The sequence below is a fragment of the Mesorhizobium sp. BR1-1-16 genome (assembly GCF_020165495.1).
In the GTDB taxonomy this organism is placed as follows: domain Bacteria; phylum Pseudomonadota; class Alphaproteobacteria; order Rhizobiales; family Kaistiaceae; genus Kaistia.
On sequence record NZ_JAIUIE010000002.1, the window covers coordinates 515,242 to 531,335 of the forward strand.

At 65.4% G+C, this 16,094-nt stretch carries 20 protein-coding genes; 11 read left to right on the top strand and 9 right to left on the bottom strand.

What is annotated here, in order from left to right; all coding sequences use genetic code 11:
* Genes fdhD through LB518_RS08245 form a run of 3 tightly spaced genes read left to right on the top strand, consistent with a single transcriptional unit; the run spans position 1 to position 1,966 of the window.
* The gene (fdhD, locus tag LB518_RS08235) at positions 1–831 is read left to right on the top strand and encodes a formate dehydrogenase accessory sulfurtransferase FdhD (RefSeq protein ID WP_224575553.1); all 831 of its coding nucleotides are present in this window, start codon (positions 1–3) and stop codon (positions 829–831) included.
* On the top strand, positions 821–1,042 hold the full coding sequence (locus LB518_RS08240; protein WP_224575556.1) for a formate dehydrogenase subunit delta: 222 nt from the start codon (positions 821–823) through the stop codon (positions 1,040–1,042). Before fdhD ends, LB518_RS08240 begins: the two co-directional genes overlap by 11 nt.
* Positions 1,043–1,084: 42 nt before the next feature.
* A complete protein-coding gene (locus LB518_RS08245) occupies positions 1,085–1,966 on the top strand; it encodes an aldose 1-epimerase family protein (RefSeq protein WP_224575558.1) in 882 nt (293 codons plus the stop codon).
* A 13-nt stretch (positions 1,967–1,979) separates the two neighbouring features.
* Here LB518_RS08245 and LB518_RS08250 read toward each other — a convergent pair whose 3' ends face one another.
* The 3 genes from LB518_RS08250 to LB518_RS08260 all read right to left on the bottom strand — a co-directional run bounded on the left by LB518_RS08250 (position 1,980) and on the right by LB518_RS08260 (position 3,341).
* The gene (locus LB518_RS08250) at positions 1,980–2,513 is read right to left on the bottom strand and encodes a flavin reductase family protein (RefSeq protein ID WP_224575560.1); all 534 of its coding nucleotides are present in this window, start codon (positions 2,511–2,513) and stop codon (positions 1,980–1,982) included.
* Between the two features lie 224 nt (positions 2,514–2,737).
* Entirely contained in the window at positions 2,738–3,010 is a 273-nt protein-coding gene (locus tag LB518_RS08255; protein ID WP_224575562.1) for a hypothetical protein, read from the bottom strand.
* Between the two features lie 22 nt (positions 3,011–3,032).
* Positions 3,033–3,341: a hypothetical protein gene (locus LB518_RS08260; protein ID WP_502845804.1), complete on the bottom strand. Its 309-nt coding sequence runs from the start codon at positions 3,339–3,341 to the stop codon at positions 3,033–3,035.
* A 106-nt stretch (positions 3,342–3,447) separates the two neighbouring features.
* Between LB518_RS08260 and LB518_RS08265 the strand changes: the two genes are divergently transcribed.
* A complete protein-coding gene (locus LB518_RS08265; protein WP_224575564.1) occupies positions 3,448–4,365 on the top strand; it encodes a hypothetical protein in 918 nt (305 codons plus the stop codon).
* A 23-nt stretch (positions 4,366–4,388) separates the two neighbouring features.
* Here LB518_RS08265 and LB518_RS08270 read toward each other — a convergent pair whose 3' ends face one another.
* Entirely contained in the window at positions 4,389–4,709 is a 321-nt protein-coding gene (locus LB518_RS08270) for a plasmid stabilization protein (protein WP_224575566.1), read from the bottom strand.
* Between the two features lie 28 nt (positions 4,710–4,737).
* Positions 4,738–5,244, bottom strand: a complete 507-nt coding sequence (locus tag LB518_RS08275; RefSeq protein ID WP_224575567.1) for a YciE/YciF ferroxidase family protein — start codon at positions 5,242–5,244, stop codon at positions 4,738–4,740.
* 186 nt (positions 5,245–5,430) lie between these two features.
* On the opposite strand from LB518_RS08275, the gene LB518_RS08280 reads away from it, so the two are divergent.
* From LB518_RS08280 to LB518_RS08310, 7 genes are all read left to right on the top strand, one after another.
* Positions 5,431–6,165, top strand: a complete 735-nt coding sequence (locus tag LB518_RS08280; RefSeq protein WP_224575570.1) for a GntR family transcriptional regulator — start codon at positions 5,431–5,433, stop codon at positions 6,163–6,165.
* A gap of 8 nt (positions 6,166–6,173) precedes the next feature.
* The gene (locus tag LB518_RS08285; protein ID WP_224575572.1) at positions 6,174–6,899 is read left to right on the top strand and encodes a sugar isomerase domain-containing protein; all 726 of its coding nucleotides are present in this window, start codon (positions 6,174–6,176) and stop codon (positions 6,897–6,899) included.
* A gap of 26 nt (positions 6,900–6,925) precedes the next feature.
* Complete coding sequence (locus LB518_RS08290) at positions 6,926–8,209, top strand: ABC transporter substrate-binding protein (protein ID WP_224575574.1); 1,284 nt, start codon at positions 6,926–6,928, stop codon at positions 8,207–8,209.
* Between the two features lie 123 nt (positions 8,210–8,332).
* The gene (locus LB518_RS08295; protein ID WP_224575576.1) at positions 8,333–9,235 is read left to right on the top strand and encodes a carbohydrate ABC transporter permease; all 903 of its coding nucleotides are present in this window, start codon (positions 8,333–8,335) and stop codon (positions 9,233–9,235) included.
* Positions 9,232–10,059 carry a carbohydrate ABC transporter permease gene (locus LB518_RS08300; protein WP_224575578.1) on the top strand — a complete coding sequence of 276 codons (828 nt, stop codon included), beginning with the start codon at positions 9,232–9,234 and terminating at the stop codon, positions 10,057–10,059. The genes LB518_RS08295 and LB518_RS08300 overlap by 4 nt, the downstream gene beginning before the upstream one ends.
* Before the next feature lie 61 nt (positions 10,060–10,120).
* Positions 10,121–11,611: a xylulokinase gene (locus tag LB518_RS08305; RefSeq protein ID WP_224575580.1), complete on the top strand. Its 1,491-nt coding sequence runs from the start codon at positions 10,121–10,123 to the stop codon at positions 11,609–11,611.
* 75 nt (positions 11,612–11,686) lie between these two features.
* Entirely contained in the window at positions 11,687–12,088 is a 402-nt protein-coding gene (locus LB518_RS08310; protein WP_224575582.1) for a VOC family protein, read from the top strand.
* On the opposite strand, the gene LB518_RS08315 is transcribed toward LB518_RS08310, so the two are convergent.
* From LB518_RS08315 to LB518_RS08330, 4 genes are all read right to left on the bottom strand, one after another.
* Positions 12,075–13,235 (bottom strand): CaiB/BaiF CoA transferase family protein, encoded by a 1,161-nt coding sequence (locus tag LB518_RS08315; protein ID WP_224575584.1) that lies wholly within the window; start codon positions 13,233–13,235, stop codon positions 12,075–12,077. The two genes, LB518_RS08310 and LB518_RS08315, sit on opposite strands and share 14 nt — an antisense overlap.
* A gap of 5 nt (positions 13,236–13,240) precedes the next feature.
* A complete protein-coding gene (locus LB518_RS08320; RefSeq protein WP_224575586.1) occupies positions 13,241–14,464 on the bottom strand; it encodes an acyl-CoA dehydrogenase in 1,224 nt (407 codons plus the stop codon).
* 72 nt (positions 14,465–14,536) lie between these two features.
* Complete coding sequence (locus LB518_RS08325) at positions 14,537–15,769, bottom strand: NAD(P)/FAD-dependent oxidoreductase (protein ID WP_224575588.1); 1,233 nt, start codon at positions 15,767–15,769, stop codon at positions 14,537–14,539.
* 7 nt (positions 15,770–15,776) lie between these two features.
* On the bottom strand, positions 15,777–16,094 hold the full coding sequence (locus LB518_RS08330) for a MocE family 2Fe-2S type ferredoxin (protein WP_224575781.1): 318 nt from the start codon (positions 16,092–16,094) through the stop codon (positions 15,777–15,779).

The following is a 16,094-nucleotide window of genomic DNA, read 5'->3' on the forward strand; positions in this document are numbered from 1 at the left end:
ATGGCCGGGATCGGTGCCTCCGGCGATGCTGTCGGAACGCTTGCCTTTCAGCGCGGCGTCCTGCAGTCGGCGAGGCGCACCGTGCCGGTGGAGATCGCGGTAGCGATCACCTATGGCGGCTCGACCCACGCCGTGCTGATGGCAAGTCCCGATGATCTCGAGGATTTCGCCGTCGGGTTTACGCTGACCGAGGGCATCGTTGACGATGTCCAGGAAATCGAGTCGATCGAGCGGATCGACAGCGATCTCGGCATCGAGATGCGGCTTCGCCTCGCTGTCCCGCGCGAGGAGCGGCTGGCGGCGCGGCGGAGGTCGATGGCCGGGCCGGTCGGCTGTGGCCTTTGCGGCATCGAGAGCCTCGAGGCGGCGACGCGTACCCTGCCGCGCATCGAGGCCGAAGCGACCTTCACGCCGGCCGGCATCCTGACGGCGATGGCCGGACTTGCGCCTATGCAGACCGTGAATGCGGCGACCCATGCGGTACACGCAGCCGCTTTTTGGCGGCCGGATCGTGGGCTTGGACCGGTGCGGGAGGATATCGGCCGCCACAACGCGCTCGACAAGCTGGCCGGTGCGCTCGCCCGCGACGGGATCAGGGCGGCGGATGGCGCCGTGCTGCTGACGAGCCGCGTCTCCGTGGAGATGGTGCAGAAGACCGCCGTGATCGGCGCGCCGCTGATCGTCGCCGTCTCGGCGCCATCGGACCTTGCCATCCGAACGGCCGATGCGGCCAGCATCACGCTCGTTGCCGTCGCCCGGGCCGATGGCTTCGAAATTTTCACGCATGCCCGGCGCATTCTTGTCGAGGGAGCCGCGCGTCATGTCGCCTGACAAGCTGGTCCGCATGGCCAACCAGATTGCGCTGTTCTTCGCCGCGCAGGGCGCGGATGCGGCGCCGGAGGCCGTTGCGACCCATCTGCGGCAGTTCTGGGATCCGCGCATGCGCCGCGCCATCCTCGCTCATGCGGAAGGCGGGGGCGCCGGACTGTCGCCGATTGCCGCTGCCGCTGTCGCTCGCCTTGCTGTTGACGAGCCGGCATGATGCATTGCAAGCAACCGGAAGCGGTGCGGGCAGGAACAGGACATGGATACGATCAAACTCTCGAATGGCGCGATCTCGGTCGTCATCGCGCGCAAGGGCGCCGAACTGCAGTCCTTGGCCGATGCGGAGGGTCGTGAATGGCTGTGGCAGGCGGATCCGACGTTCTGGGGACGCCACGCGCCGATCCTGTTCCCGATCGTCGGCCGCGCCGCCAATGACCAGATCCGCATCGACGGCAGCAATTTCCCGATTGGCCAGCACGGCTTCGCGCGCGACTGCGAATTCGAGGTTCTGTCGTCAGGCCCGGAACGCGCCGGCCTTCGGCTGATCGCCGATGTCGAGACGCGCCGCCACTATCCGTTCGATTTCGAGCTCGATATCCGCTTCGAACTCGCCGGAACGACGCTCTACCAGACCGTGACTGTCCGCAACCATGGCGCCACGCCGATGCCGGCGTCGGTTGGCTTTCATCCGGGTTTCCAGTGGCCGCTTCCGGGCGCCAGCGCCCCGCAGACCGGGCATGTCGTCATCTTCGAACGCGAGGAGCGCGCCGATATCCGCCGGCTGAAGAATGGCGGCGTCGATGCGGCGGGATATCCAACGCCGGTCGAAGGCAAGGTCCTGCCGCTCGATCCCTCGCTCTTCCTCGAGGACGCGATCATCTTCGACGATCTCAAGAGCCAGTCGCTCTGGTTCGGCGCGCCGGGCTCGGATGGCATTCGCGTCGATTTCCCCGATCTTCCTTATCTCGGCATCTGGACCAAGCCGGGCGCACCGTTCCTCTGCCTGGAGCCGTGGCAGGGCCACGCGGCACCGGCCGGGTTCGATGGCGAGATGGCCGACATGCCGGGCATGGTCGTGGTGCCGCCATCGGGCAGCGTCACGCGCCATATCGCGATCCGCATCGCTGCACCCGCGCCCTGAGCGCCCGCGCGCGTCAGTCCTCGCCGGTCAGGTTGGAAATCCTGCGATAGGCGCCATGCCAATAAAGGAGCGGCTGCGCCTCGGCGGTCAGCACGACCTCACGCACCGCTCCGATCAGGATTGAATGCGAGTGACGTTCGATCGCGTCTTCGAGGACGCAGTCGAGCGCGACCAGCGCGCCCGCAACGCCAAGGCTGCCGCTCGAAAAGCTGATCCATTGCGCGCCATTGTAGCGGTCGGCGCCCTTCAGGCCGCCCCGGCCGGCAAAGGCCTCGGCGATCTCCTGCTGGTCTTCGGCGAGAATGTTGACGGCGAAGCGTCCCGTGCGCCGCAGTACCGGCCAGGACGAAGACGATCGGTTGAGCGAAACGATCAGCGAAGGGCTGTCCGCCGAGAGCGAGGATACCGACGTTGCCGTGAAGCCGGTGCGCTCGTCGCCAGCGCCCGTCGTGATGACGCTGACGGCGCCGGCGAGATGGCGCATCGCGTGCTTGAAGGCACCGGCGTCGAGACGGTCGGGACCGTCGATGGCTGCAGCGAGGGACATGGCATTTCTCCCCGGAACGCCGCCGCATGCCCATGGAGCGTGGGCAGTACACAGCGATGCGTTGACCGTGAATGGCTAACTCAAACTGGTGAAGCCATTCCAGCACGCAAGGGTCGTTCACAGCGAGGCTGCCGCTTGCGCGGGGGCCGTCGCAGGGGGATCGCCTTTCCCGAAATCAGCGGCGATGAGAAACACCGCCGCTGTCGTTCGTGTTGTGCGGGGCTCTACTGCGCCATTTCCAGGCAGTGACCTGCTGCCATCGCCGAATCGCGCGCGGTGCCGCGGGATACGGTTCCAGCCATCACGAGGCTCTTGGTCTTCTCGGTGAGCAGCGATTTCAAATCGGTGCTGCCGACGCTGCCGACTGCGGCGGCATAGATTGCCTTCGCTTCGGTATTCAGCGAACCGGCGCAGGCATCGGCCGCCGCCTGGTCGGCGAGCGCCGCCCCGGTGCCGCAGGCAATGAACAGTACGGCGGTGAATACGGTCTTCATCATTGGTTTACCCTCCTCCAAGATTTCAGCGGACGCCGATCCGATTGACCGGGCCGCCGCGGTTCATGGGCTGCACGCCGACGCCCGGCGCGCCAACGCCGACGCCGCGCGTGACGCCGACACCCGGTGCACCGGCGCCGGCAAAGCAACCGACCGGATAGCCAGGCCGCGTGCAGCGGACCGCAGCGGCGGAAGGCGCCGCGACACAGCCTTTCGGCACGCCGACCGCCTTGCAGTAGACGACAGCCGAAGCCTGCTGCGGCACCAAAGCTGGCGCCACACCCACCATCGCTGTAAGAAATGCGAACAAGCAGTTACGAACGAATCGGTTCACGACGCTCTCCTTGGAATGAATAATCGACTTCTTGCCGGAGCGCCCGGTCCTTCCCAATGTCAATTTTTGGCTGCACTTATGTGATGCCGATGGAGCGGGGCCGCGGATGACCAGTACGTTGAGAGCAGAAGTGACTTTGGCCGAGCCGCCGCAACTGCTCGGGCCGTCTCTGGCTGCCGTTGCCGCGCTGCAGGCGCATCCCGCGTTCGATCGCGCCATGATGATCGCGGCCGAGGGAATCATTCAGCATTTCGCGGGCAACCCGATCCTCAATCGGATGATGAACGACCGCGGCCGTGTCCTGTTCGCGCTCGGTTCGCTCTATCTCGATGCCGAACCCGATGCCGCGGGACGTGGCCTGACGACGGCCCGGCTGATCGAATTTGCGGGTGTCGGCAAATATGCGAGCGCCGGACGCGCGAAGGCGACGATCGCGTTGCTGCGTTGGGGAGGCTATCTGGAGGACGGGCCCCCTTGCGAGGATCGGCGTCAGAGGCCGCTCGTGCCGACCGAAAAGCTCTGGAAGGTCGTTCTTCAGCGGTGGCGATCGCTGCTGCAGGCATTGGCGGTTCTGAGACCCATCGGGGCCGAGGCTCTTGCTGCGCTGGATGATCGTGCAGTTCGCACCTCCATCGCCGTCACGATGGGGCGGGCGTTCCGTTCCGGCTTCCGTGTCCTTCAGAACACCCCCCGCCTCACGGCGCTTGCCGAGCGGGATGCCGCGCTGGTGATGCTGTTCGTTGTGACCGGTGCAACGCTTCAAAAAGACGAAGCACCGTCCATCTCCGGCCTTGCCGGCCGGTTCGGGGTCTCGCGCGCTCACGCACGCGGCGTGCTCCGGGATGCGGAACTGGCGGGATTGCTGGCGCTTGAAAAGGCCTCGCCCGGCCGCGGACCGAAGACCGTGCTGGAAAACGAGATGGCGGTCTTCTTCGCGACATTGCTGGCGCTGTTCGAACATGCGGCCACGATAGCAATGGCCACACGAATGATTGCGACCGAAGTCGCGGACGCCACCGGGTAAGGCGACGTCCGCGGCTTTGCTGACTAATGGGCGGCGCGGTGCTCTGCGTTTCGCTTCCGTGTCGCCGCGGCCTTCTTGGCCGAGGCCGATCGATCGGCTGCAGAGCGTGAAGCCGAAGCTTCTCCGCCCTTTTCGCCACCGCGATGCGACGCCGGGTGGCTGGTGCTCTTGCCGCGACCGGAGCCGCCTGGCTCCTTGCCGCCGCCGTCATCCTTGTTGACCGTCGCCCAAGCCCGGCGTTCGGCTTCTTTCTCCGAGACGCCGCGCTCCTCATAGCCCTCGGCTATCTGGTCGGCCTTGCGCTCCTGCTTGTCCGTGTATTTGGACTTGTCGCCACGGGGCATGATTGCTTCTCCTTGACGAAAGTCGCGATCAGCTGGCTGCGCGCAGGTTGACCTTGCTTTCGGCGATGGCAGTCAGCTTCTTGTCCGCCGCCTTCTCTTCATCGAGATTCTGGCGGAGCAGCGCCGCGCAATCCTCGCGGCCAAGCTGGCGGGCCCAGGCGATGAGCGTGCCATATTTGGTCATTTCATAATGCTCGACAGCCTGTGCCGAGGCGACAAGGGCCGCGTCCAGCACCTCCTTGTCATCCACCTCTCCGGCGACCTCGTCGGCTTCCTTGATGATGCCGTCGATGGCCGGGCAGTCGACGCCCTTGATCTCGACGCCATGCTGGCGGAACACCTGTTCCAGCCGCTGAACGTGACCTTCGGTTTCGGTGAGGTGCGCCTCGAACCCGGCCTTGAGGTCCGGCGAGGTCGCCTTGTCGATCATTTTCGGCAGCGCCTTCAGGATCTGGTTTTCAGCGTAGTAGATGTCCTGAAGCTGGTGCACGAAGAGATCGTTCAGCGTCTTGATGTCTTTGGAAAACAAGCCCATTTCGGCCTCCGTCTCATTTGTTGAGCGTGTAGGCCCCCGATAATCCACGCCCCTCCAACGGGGGACTGCCGCCGTCGTTCCGCGCCATGGCCAAAAAGCCGGCAAGGTCGGGCAGGGTCCCTTGCGCAGCCCTTCAACGCTGGTATATACCAACTGTATTGGTCTATACCAGATGAGGAAGCACGCGTGTCTTCGTCTCTTCCGCAATACCGGCGCATCGCCGACGCGCTCGTCGCCGCGATCCGCTCAGGTGAGCTCGAGGTCGGCGGGCGCATGCCGTCCGAGCGCGAACTCAGCGCGGAATTCGGGGTTAGCCGCATGACGGCGCGCGGCGCGCTGAAAGCCCTCGTCGACCAAGGCCTCGTTTCCAGCATCGAGGCGAAGGGTTATTTCGTCTCGGTAAGCCGCATCGACCAGCGCCTGCAGACGCTGACGAGCTTCTCCGAGGACATGCGCCGCTCAGGCCGCCGGTCATCAAGCATCGTTCTCGCCGCCCGCATGGTTCCGGCGAGCGGAGAGGTTGCCGCGCGGCTGGCGGTCGCCGAAGGGTCAGCGGTGTTTCATCTGCTGCGCCTGCGTCAGGCTGACAGCGTGCCGGTCGCGCTCGAGGCGGCGCATATTCCAGAGAGCCTCGCGCCCGGCCTGATCGAGGCCGCCGATTTCGCGGCGGAGTCACTCTACGCGACCTTGCGACGGCGCTACGGCATCCTTCCTGTCGAGGCCGAACAAAGCTTCGAGGCGAGTGCCGCAACGGAATCTGACGCTGCGATCTTGCAAGTGGAGACCGGGGCGCCCGTTTTGAGGCTGACCCGGCTCAGCCTTTCGGCAGACGGGCGGCCGGTCGAATTCGTCCAGTCCGTTTATCGCGGCGACCGTTTCACCATGCGGGTTCGCCTTGCACCCGGCAGTACCGACGCCTGAGGATTTTCATGACCGCTGCTACCGACTATCTCGCCAAAGCCGTCTTGCTGCTCCAGATCGCTTCGCGCCGCGAGGCTGCGACGATCACTGCGGCCGCGGAGGCCGCTGCCGACGCGGTTGCCAAGGGCGGGCTGATCTACATTTTCGGCACCGGCCACTCGCATATGATGGCCGAGGAAGGCCATTTCCGCGCCGGCGGGCTCGCCTGCGTCGTGCCTGTGCTGGCGACGGCCGTGATGCTGCATGAAGGCGCGATGGCCAGCACGCAGCTTGAGCGCCTCACCGGCCTCGCCGATATCGTGCTCAGCCGCTATCCGATCGGCCCGGCCGATATTCTGATCGTGTTCTCGACCTCCGGCGTCAACGCAGCGCCCGTCGAAGCGGCCCGGTTCGGCCGTGCGCGCGGCGCGAAGGTGATCGCCGTGACATCTGTCGCCTATTCGACCGCCGCCGCCAACGGGCGTGAACGGCTCGCCGATCTCGGCGACTTCGTGCTCGATACCGGCGCACCTCCCGGCGACGCGGTCGCCATCATCCGCGACGGTGTCACCGCCGGTCCGGTCTCGACGGTGCTCGGCGCCGCTCTGCTCAACGCTCTCCTCGTCGAGGTCGCGATCGACCTCGAACGCAAAGGCCACCCCGCCCCGGTCTATCTCAGCGCCAATATGCCGGGTGCGGCGGAAAACAACGCGAAGCTGACGGAGATCTACAAGGCGCGCAATCCGCACCTCTGAAGAGGGCGGCCACAGAGGGAAAGACCATGCGTTTCAAGGGACAATCATTGGCCGGCGCGCTCGCGCTGACCGTTTTCGGCGCTCTGCCGGCTCTGGCGGTGACCGACGTCAAGATCTGGCACATGGAGCAGCCGCCGCATCGCGTTCAGCGCGTGCAGGAGCTGATCGATGCGTTCAACGCGGCCAATCCTGACATCAAGGTCAGCCAGGAACCGCAGAGCTGGGGCGAGGTCTATGCCAAGGTCCCTGCGGCCATGGCAGCCGGCAATGCGCCGGACATCCTGTTCGCCATTCCGGATTTCACCACGGTTATCCGCAAGGCGGGCCAGCTCGACAGCGTTGCCGACTTCGTCAAGGAGCTCGACGAGAAGCACCATTTCATCCCCGCGACCGTCGAGCCCTACAGCTATGACGGCGGCGTCTGGGCTGTGCCGCTCTACAATATGAGCCTCAATTTCTGGTATCATAAGAAGGCTTTCGCCGACGCGGGTATCGCCGTGCCGACGACATGGAGCGAGTGGAAGGCAGCCGCCGAGAAGCTCTCCAAGGACGGCGTCGTCGGCGTCGGCCTGCCAGCCAACAAGCAGCTCTATACAGACCAGACGACTTATGCGGTCATGGTCAATAACGGCGCCTCGGAACTCTTCAACGCCGATGGCACGCTGCGCTTCGACAATCCGAAGACGGTCGAGTCCTACGCATTCTACAAGGACCTCTACAAGTTCTCCTCGCCCGACGCGGCCAACTGGACCTGGGGCGAGGCGGAAGCCTGCTTCGCGTCGGAAACCTGCGCCTCGATCCTGCAGTTCTCGGTCATCTCGACCTATGACCAGCAGGGCGGCGGCGATGCGGCCGATCTCGGCGTCGCGGCGGTTCCCCATGCCGATGGCGAGAAGAGCTCGTCGACCATCGCCTATTCGAATGCCGCGATCATCCTCGCCAAGGACGCTGCCAAGCGCGATGCGGCGAAGAAGTTCATCGCCTTCCTGCTGGAGCCGGAGAATTACGGCAAGTTCCTGAACATGGAACCGGGCCTGTTCCTGCCGGTCACCGCCGACGGCGCGAAGTCGACGACGTTCTGGAGCGATCCGCTGGTCGTCAAGTACAAGCCGCAGGTCGAGCAGATGATCGCCAATTCGCATGCCGGCATGCTGTTCGGCTTCACCGGCGGTCATGTTTTCCCGGCCATCGGCCCGATCTCGGCCCAGAACATCCTGGCTGAGACGCTGCAGAAGGTCGTGATCAATGGCGAGGATCCGGCCGCTGCCGTCAAGGCGGGCCAGGCCCAGATGATCGAAGCAACCAAGTAGTCAAAGTCTTCGGCGGCGGATCGCGAGATCCGCCGCCGTTTTTCCAGCTGCCTGTCCGCCCTCTGGTGCGTCGCGCGCCGGACCTGCCGACGCAAGCGCCGCTTCCAAGGATCCGACAGACCGATGGCATCGAAGCCAAACTCATCAGGCCGCAGCGACGACCGGCGCATCGCCGTCCTTCTGCTTGCCTTGCCGCTCGGGCTGCTCGCCGCGACGCTGATTGTGCCAATGATCTCGGCGATCAATATCAGCCTGCGCGATATCCGCGTGATCGGCTCGGACGGTCCTTTTGCCGGCTTCGACAATTATGCCCGCGTTCTGACCGACGGCACCTTCTGGCATGCGCTCGGCATCTCGGTCGTGTGGGTCGTCGGCAATGCTGTCGTGCAGACCATCCTGGCGCTCACCGCGGCTCTGGTTCTCAACGAGAAATTCCCGGGCGTCCGCGTCGCCCGCGTCTGGATCATCCTGACCTGGATCATCCCGACGGTCGTTGTGGTCATCATCTGGCGCTGGCTGCTGTCGCCCTCCGGCGGCATGGTCAACCCGCTTTTGATCCAGCTGGGCATCATCGATCGCCCCATGGGATTTTTCGCCAGCGGGCCCGCTGCGATGACCAGCCTCATCCTGATCAATTCATGGCGCTGGTTCCCCTTCGTGGCCATCATGTTGCTCGCCGGCCTCCAGCGCATTCCGAACGATATCTATGAAGCGGCGGCCGTCGACGGCGCCGGCGCGGTGGCGCGCTTCCGCGCCATCACCTGGCCGTTGCTGCAGCCGACGCTGCTGGTACTCACCGTGATGGGGACGCTGCTCTCCTTCAATGTCTTCGACATCATCTGGCTTTTAACCGCTGGTGGCCCGGCTGGCGGCACCGAGACGCTGCCCGTTCTCATCTATGAGACGGCCTTCAAAGCCTATCGGATGGGTGATGCGGCCGCGATGTCGGTGGTCGCCAGCGTGCTGATGATCGGCCTCGCTCTGGTGCTGCTCGATCGCCTGGCGCCGAAGGAGACGGGTCGATGAAGCGCGGTCCTCTCAGCTGGCTGGTCCTGGCGCTCGCGGTTTTCGCGCTGGCTTTCGTCGTGCTGGCCCCGATGTGGCTGGTCGGAACCTCCTCGTTCAAGCTGCCGCGCGAGATCATCAATCGCGTGCCGACCTGGTTTCCGCACAGCTTCACGCTGCAGCACTATCAGAAGCTGCTGCAAACCTCGGCCTTCCCGACCTATTTCCTGAATTCGGTGCTGGTCGCGGCCTCGTCGGCCTTCGTCACGGTCATCCTCGCGCTGATGGCTGGCTATGCATTCTTCCGCCTCGAATTCCGTGGCCGCGATTTTCTTTATCGGCTGATCATGGTGGCCTATGCCTTCCCATCGATCGTGATCCTGATCCCTATCTATCTGATGTTCGCCAAGGTCGGCCTCATCGACACCGATCTCGCGCTGGTGCTGGTCAACGTCACGTTCGCGCTGCCCTTCTCGATCTGGATGATGCGCACCTTCTTCGCCTCGCTGCCGCGTGAGCTCGAGGAAGCAGCGGCGATCGACGGCGCAGGCCGCTGGAAGACGGTGGTGCATGTGCTGATCCCGTTGCTCAGGCCGGGTATCGCGGCGATCGCGATCTTTGCCTTCGTCGCCAGCTGGACCGAATATCTCTTCGCGTCGGTGCTGATCATTTCGGATGCGAAACGCACGCTGCCCGTCGGCCTTTCCGGCATTATCGGCCAGTATCAGATCGACTGGGGGCTGCTGCTTGCCGGGGCTTCGCTCTCGGTCCTGCCGGTCATCGTGTTCTTCGCCTTTGTCGGCCGCTGGTTCGTGGCGGGGCTCACCGAAGGCGCGGTGAAATAGCACCCTTGCCGGCCGCGCACGCTGCCTCGACAATCAGCCATCGCCAAAGGGAACAGGTTGCATGACCACGCGTGCGGTTGTTGGTATCGATATCGGCACCTCCTCGGTGAAGGCGGTGATCGTCGATGCCCATGCGACGGTGCTCGCCTCTGGCCGCGCCGCCTATCCGACGCGTCAGCCACGCGACGGCTGGTCAGAGCAGGACCCGGATGATTGGGTCAAGGCGGCGATCGCTGCCTGCCGCGCGGCGCTGGCCGGCTTCGACGGCCGCATCGAGGCGATATCGCTCTCCGGCCATATGAGCGCGCCGGTGCTGGTCGACGGCGCCGGCCGGCCGCTCGGCCCTTGCCACACCATCACCGATCGCCGCGCCGCTGCTGAAGCGGAGAGCATCTCCGCTGATGTCGTTGCGGCCCTGGCCGCAAGCTCCGGCAACCTGCCGGCGACGCATCTCATTCTGCCAAAGCTTCTGTGGTGGCGCGCGCATCATCCGGAGATCTGGGCGGCGACGCGCGCCGTGCTGATGCCGAAGGATTATGTTCGCCACTTCCTGACGGGGCTCATTGCAAGCGACCCGACTGACTCGGGCAATACGATGCTCTTCGACCCCGTCAATTGGGCGTGGTCGCAGACACTGCCCAACGCGGCGGGGATCGATCGTGCCAAGCTCGCTCCGCTGCAGGCCTCGCAGTCGGTCGCCGGCAAGCTGACGGCGGAAGCTGCCACAGCGCTTGGCATCCCGGAGGGTGTGCCCGTCGTCACCGGCGCTGCCGACATGGCCGCGACGCTGCTTGCCGCCGGCATCGATCTTGCCGACGATGTCGCGCTGACGATCGGCACCAGCGCCACGGTGATCGCCGGATTGCAGCGTGTCGAGCCGGCCCTTCTCGGGGCGATGAACATCAATGTCTCGCTCGATCCGGGCATGCTCTATGCGATCGGCTCGCATTTCGGCGGCGGCGGCGCGCTCAACTGGCTGGCGAGCCTCGCGACCGGTCTTGCCGAGCCTGACCCGTCCTGGTTCGGGCCGGTTACGACGGAGGCAAGCGCTGTTCCTGAAGGCAGCGAAGGGCTCGTCTTCCTGCCCTATCTCTCGGGTGCCGGCAGCCCTGCCTTCGACACCGAGGCGCGCGGCGCCTTTCTCGGCCTTTCGATGAAGCATGGCCGCGGCCATATGCTGCGCGCCATCGTCGAGGGCGTCACGGCCGATGTCGCCGCCTCGATCGATCTCCTCGCTTCGGTCGGCGCGCGCAAGCGGATCGTCTTCACGGGCGGCGGCTCGCGCATCCCGTTCTGGACCCAGCTTCTCGCCGATGTCACGGGACTGCCGGTCGTGAACTCTGCGGCGGCCGACGCGTCGGCGCTCGGCGCGGGCCTGATCGCCGGGGTCGGCATAGGCTGGTTCGATGGCGATTTCGCAGTGGCGCGCGCGCTGGTTGCCCCGCGCGGCCCACTCATCGCCCCGCGTGATCCAGCGAGCGGCCGCGCGCTCCGCCAGCGCTTCCGCCGCGCCCGCTCCGCGCGGCGGCTCGATCTGCTGCCGGAAGCGTAGCCGCGATTTTATCTTGCCGCCCTGTCGGGGCGGGGCCAGGCTCTGCGTCCTTGGGAAGAACTCCGGAGGATCGCCATGACACCCAGCCCCTATCTCTTCTTCGACGGTAATTGCGAAGAAGCGCTCGAATTCTATGCCGGCCTTTTCGGCGCAAGCGTCGAGACCCTGGCGCGCTATGCCGGTTCGCCCGCAGCCGCGATGGTGCCGCCGGACTGGGGTGACAAGATCCTCTACGCCCTGCTGAAGCTCGGCGATGGCGTCATCCACGCCTCCGACGCGCCTCCCGGCCGCTATTTCCAGCCACAGGGCTTTTCAGTCTCGGTCGCGGTCGAGGATCTCGAAAAAGGGCGTGCGGCATTCGATGCGCTTTCCGAGGGTGGTCAGGTTTTCATGCCGTTCGCCCCGAGCTTCTTTGCCAAGGGCTTCGGCATGCTGTCCGATCGCTACCACATCCCGTGGATGATCAACTGCGACTGACATCCTCGCGCGCCCCGAGCTCGGCAAGCACCTCAGCTGTATGCTCGCCAAGGCAGGGCGCGCGGCGATCCAACGCGAGATCCGAAGCTGACATGGTGATCGGCGTGCGCACGCCCGGCACGCCATCCGGTGCGATCTGCATGCCGCGTGCGATGACCTGCGGATCGGCAAAGACGTCGGCGACGGTGTTGATCGGCCCGGCCGGCACGCCGGCCGCTTCCAGCGCCGCGAGCAGCGCGTCGCGCGTCCATGCCGCGGTCTTCGCGCCGATCAGTGCTGTGAGCTGAGCGCGGTTGGCAACGCGGGCGGCATTCGAGACGAAGCGCTCGTCGCTCGCCCATTCCGGAGCGCCGACGACGCCTGCGAAACGCGCGAACTGGCCATCATTGCCGACCGCGAGGATGAAATGGCCGTCCGAGACCGCGAAGGTCTGGTAGGGCGCGATATTCGGATGAGCATTGCCGAGGCGGGTCGGGCTGATACCGGTCGCGAGGAAGTTCATCGCCTGGTTGGCGAGCACGCCGGTCATCGAGTCGAGCAGAGAAAGATCGATATGCTGGCCGAGCCCTGTCGCTTCGCGCGCCGCCAGCGCCGCCTGGATCGCGATGACGCCGTAAAGCCCGGTGAAGATATCCGCGAAGGCAACGCCGATCTTCTGCGGCTCTCCTTGTGGATCGCCGGTCAGGTCCATGATCCCGCCCATGCCCTGAATCAGGAAGTCATAGCCCGCGCGGGCGGCGTAGGGGCCGTTCTGACCAAAGCCGGTGATCGAGCAGTAGACGAGACGCGGATTGAGCGCGGCAAGGCTCTGATAGTCGAGCCCATATTTGGCGAGCCCGCCCAGTTTGAAATTCTCGATTACCACATCGGCGGAGGAGACCAGCCGTTTCACCAGCGCCGCGCCCTCCGGCGTCGCGAAATCCGCGATGACCGAGCGTTTGCCGCGGTTGCAGGCGTGGAAATAGGCCGCTGTCGTCTCGCCGCCATGCGTGATGAAGGGTGGCCCCCAGCGGCGCGTATCGTCGCCTTCAGGGCTCTCCACCTTGATCACGTCGGCGCCGAGATCGGCGAGCGTCTGGCCGATCCAGGGACCAGCCAGGATACGGGCAAGTTCGATGACCCGAAGGCCTGAAAGCGGCGGCGTCATCGTTGTCAGAAGAAGGCCTGCAGCCCGGTCTGCGCCCGGCCAAGGATCAGCGCATGCACATCATGCGTACCCTCATAGGTGTTTACGGTCTCGAGGTTTTGGGCATGACGCATCACGTGATATTCGATCTGGATGCCGTTGCCGCCATGCATGTCGCGCGCCTCGCGGGCGATGGAGAGAGCCTTGCCGCAATTGTTGCGCTTGACCAGCGAGATCATCTCCGGCGCCGCTTCGCCTTCGTCCATGAGGCGCCCGACGCGGAGCGACGCCTGCAATCCCAGCGCGATCTCGGTCTGCATGTCGGCCAGCTTCTTCTGGAAAAGCTGCGTCTGCGCCAGCGGCCGACCAAACTGCTTGCGTTCAAGGCCATAGCTGCGCGCCCGCATCCAGCAATCCTCGGCCGCGCCGAGCACGCCCCAGGAAATGCCATAGCGCGCGCGGTTGAGGCAGCCAAACGGCCCCTTGAGCCCGGAGACGCCGGGGAGCAGCGCCTCCTCACCGACCTCGACGTCATCCATGACGATTTCGCCGGTAACCGAGGCCCGGAGCGATAGCTTGCCGCCGATCTTGGGTGCCGAAAGGCCTTTCATGCCCTTTTCGAGGATGAAGCCCCTGATGGCGCCGCCATGCGCCTGGGACTTTGCCCAAACGATGAAGACATCGGCGATCGGACTGTTGGAAATCCACGTCTTCGCGCCGTTGAGGCGATAGCCGCTCTCGGTTTTCGTCGCTCGGGTGATCATGCCGCCGGGATCGGAGCCGGCATCGGGTTCCGTGAGGCCGAAGCAGCCGATCAACTCGCCGCGCGCCAGCTTCGGCAGATAGGCCTGGCGCTGCGTTTCGCTGCCATAGGCATAGATCGGATACATCACCAGCGAGGATTGCACGCTCATCATCGAGCGATAGCCAGAATCGACCCGCTCGACTTCGCGCGCCACGAGACCATAGGCGACATAGCTGGCGCCGGCGCCGCCATAGGCCTCCGGCACGGTGACGCCGAGCAGGCCCTGCTCACCCATCTCGCGGAAGATGTCGGGATCGGTGACCTCGTCGAGATAGGCTTCCTCGATGCGGGGGGCTAGACGATCGGCGGCGAATGCGGCGGCCGCGTCGCGAATCATCCGCTCTTCATCGGTCAGCTGGCTCTCGAAACGGAACGGATCGGCCCAATCGAAGCGCGAAAGGTCGGGGCGGTCCTTGGCACCGAGAGGGGCAGGGGCATCATTCATGGCACGGCTCTCGTCTATGGTCTCGCGTCACTTGTAGCAGTCGATCGAGCCGCGACCATAGCCTGGAGATTGTTAGACCATCAACGACTTTAGCTTTATCTGCGGGTCAGCGAGATCGGATGCCGACGGCCGGGCGCGGCGGGCGATCAGCATCTCGGCGAGCCTGACATCGCGCGCAATTCTGCCATTGGGGCCGAGGCCGCTGGCTGAGACAAGGCGGCCATCGGCAGCGAGGTGAAAGTCGATCCGCGCGCCATCGCCAAGATCCCGCGTCACGGTCCTCGTCGCCAGATCGGAAAGGCCTGCGATCTGCAGCGTCAGATCATACTGGTCGGACCAGAACCATGGCACGGCCTCATAACGCTCGTTCGCGCCGAGCATCGCTTTGGCGACGGCATTGCCCTGGTCCTGCGCGTTTCGCCAGGCTTCCAGGCGAATGCGGCGGCCGTCATAGAGCGCGTGCGGGAACGAGCAGCAATCGCCAGCGGCAAAGATATCGGGATCATCAGTGGCAAGATGCGCATCGACCGCGATGCCATTGTCGATCGCAAGCCCGGCCGCCTCGGCTAGCGCGATCTCCGGCAGCGCGCCGACACCGGCAATGATCGTATCGCCCGTGATGGTATCTCCATTGCCGAGCACGACGCGGCGGCCCTCGGCGGCGCTCTCGATCCGCGCAATCGTGGCGCCGAGCACGAGACGCACGCCTTCGGCCTCATGCCGCGCGGCGATCAGCGCCGCCAGCGCCGCCGGAACTGCCCGGCCGAGCAGGCGCGGCGCCATCTCGATGACTGTAGCCGTGGCCCCCCGGGCGCGGGCGGCGGCGGCAAGCTCGAGTCCGATGAAGCCGCCGCCGATCACGATGAGCCGGTGGCCGGGCGCAAGGCGGCGTCGCAGCGCCAGTGCCTCGGTAAAGCTGCGGAGATAATGCACCGTCTCGGGGCTGGCGCCCGGAACGGCGAGGCGGCGCGCGCGGGCGCCGGTGGCGATCAGCAACCGGTCATAGGGCAGGGGATCGCGGCCTTCGAGGGCAACGCGATGCGCGTCGCGATCGATGGCGGTCGCTGCCGTACTGTGCAGCAGGTCGACGCTATGCGCCGCGAGCCGCGCTTCGTCGAGGATATGCGGCGGCGCCGGTTCATCGGGGCCGGTCAAAACGGCTTTCGAGAGCGGCGGCCGTTCATAGGGCAGGTGATGTTCGTCGCCGACGACGGTGATGGTGCCGGCAAAGCCGTTTTCGCGCAGCGCCACCGCCGCGCGCGCGCCGGCTTCGCCTGCGCCGATCACCACCATGCGTTCGGTCATGATGCGTTCAATCGAGGCCGATGAGCACTTTGCCGTCTTCGACCCTGACCGGGTAGGTCTTCAGATCGACGCAGACCGGTGCGCCCTTGGCCTTGCCGGTCTTGTAGTCGAAGCGGCCATTATGTTTCGGACATTCGATGATGCTGTCCATCACCAGCCCATCGGCAAGATGGACCTTCTCATGCGTGCAGAGCCCATCGGTGGCGAAATAGACGTCGTCGGGCGAGCGGTAGATCGCAAAGGTGCGGCCGCCCTCGTCGAAGCGGATGACATCTTCCTCGTCGATCTCGTCGGCGGCGCAGGCCTCGACCCAGCGCGTGGCAAT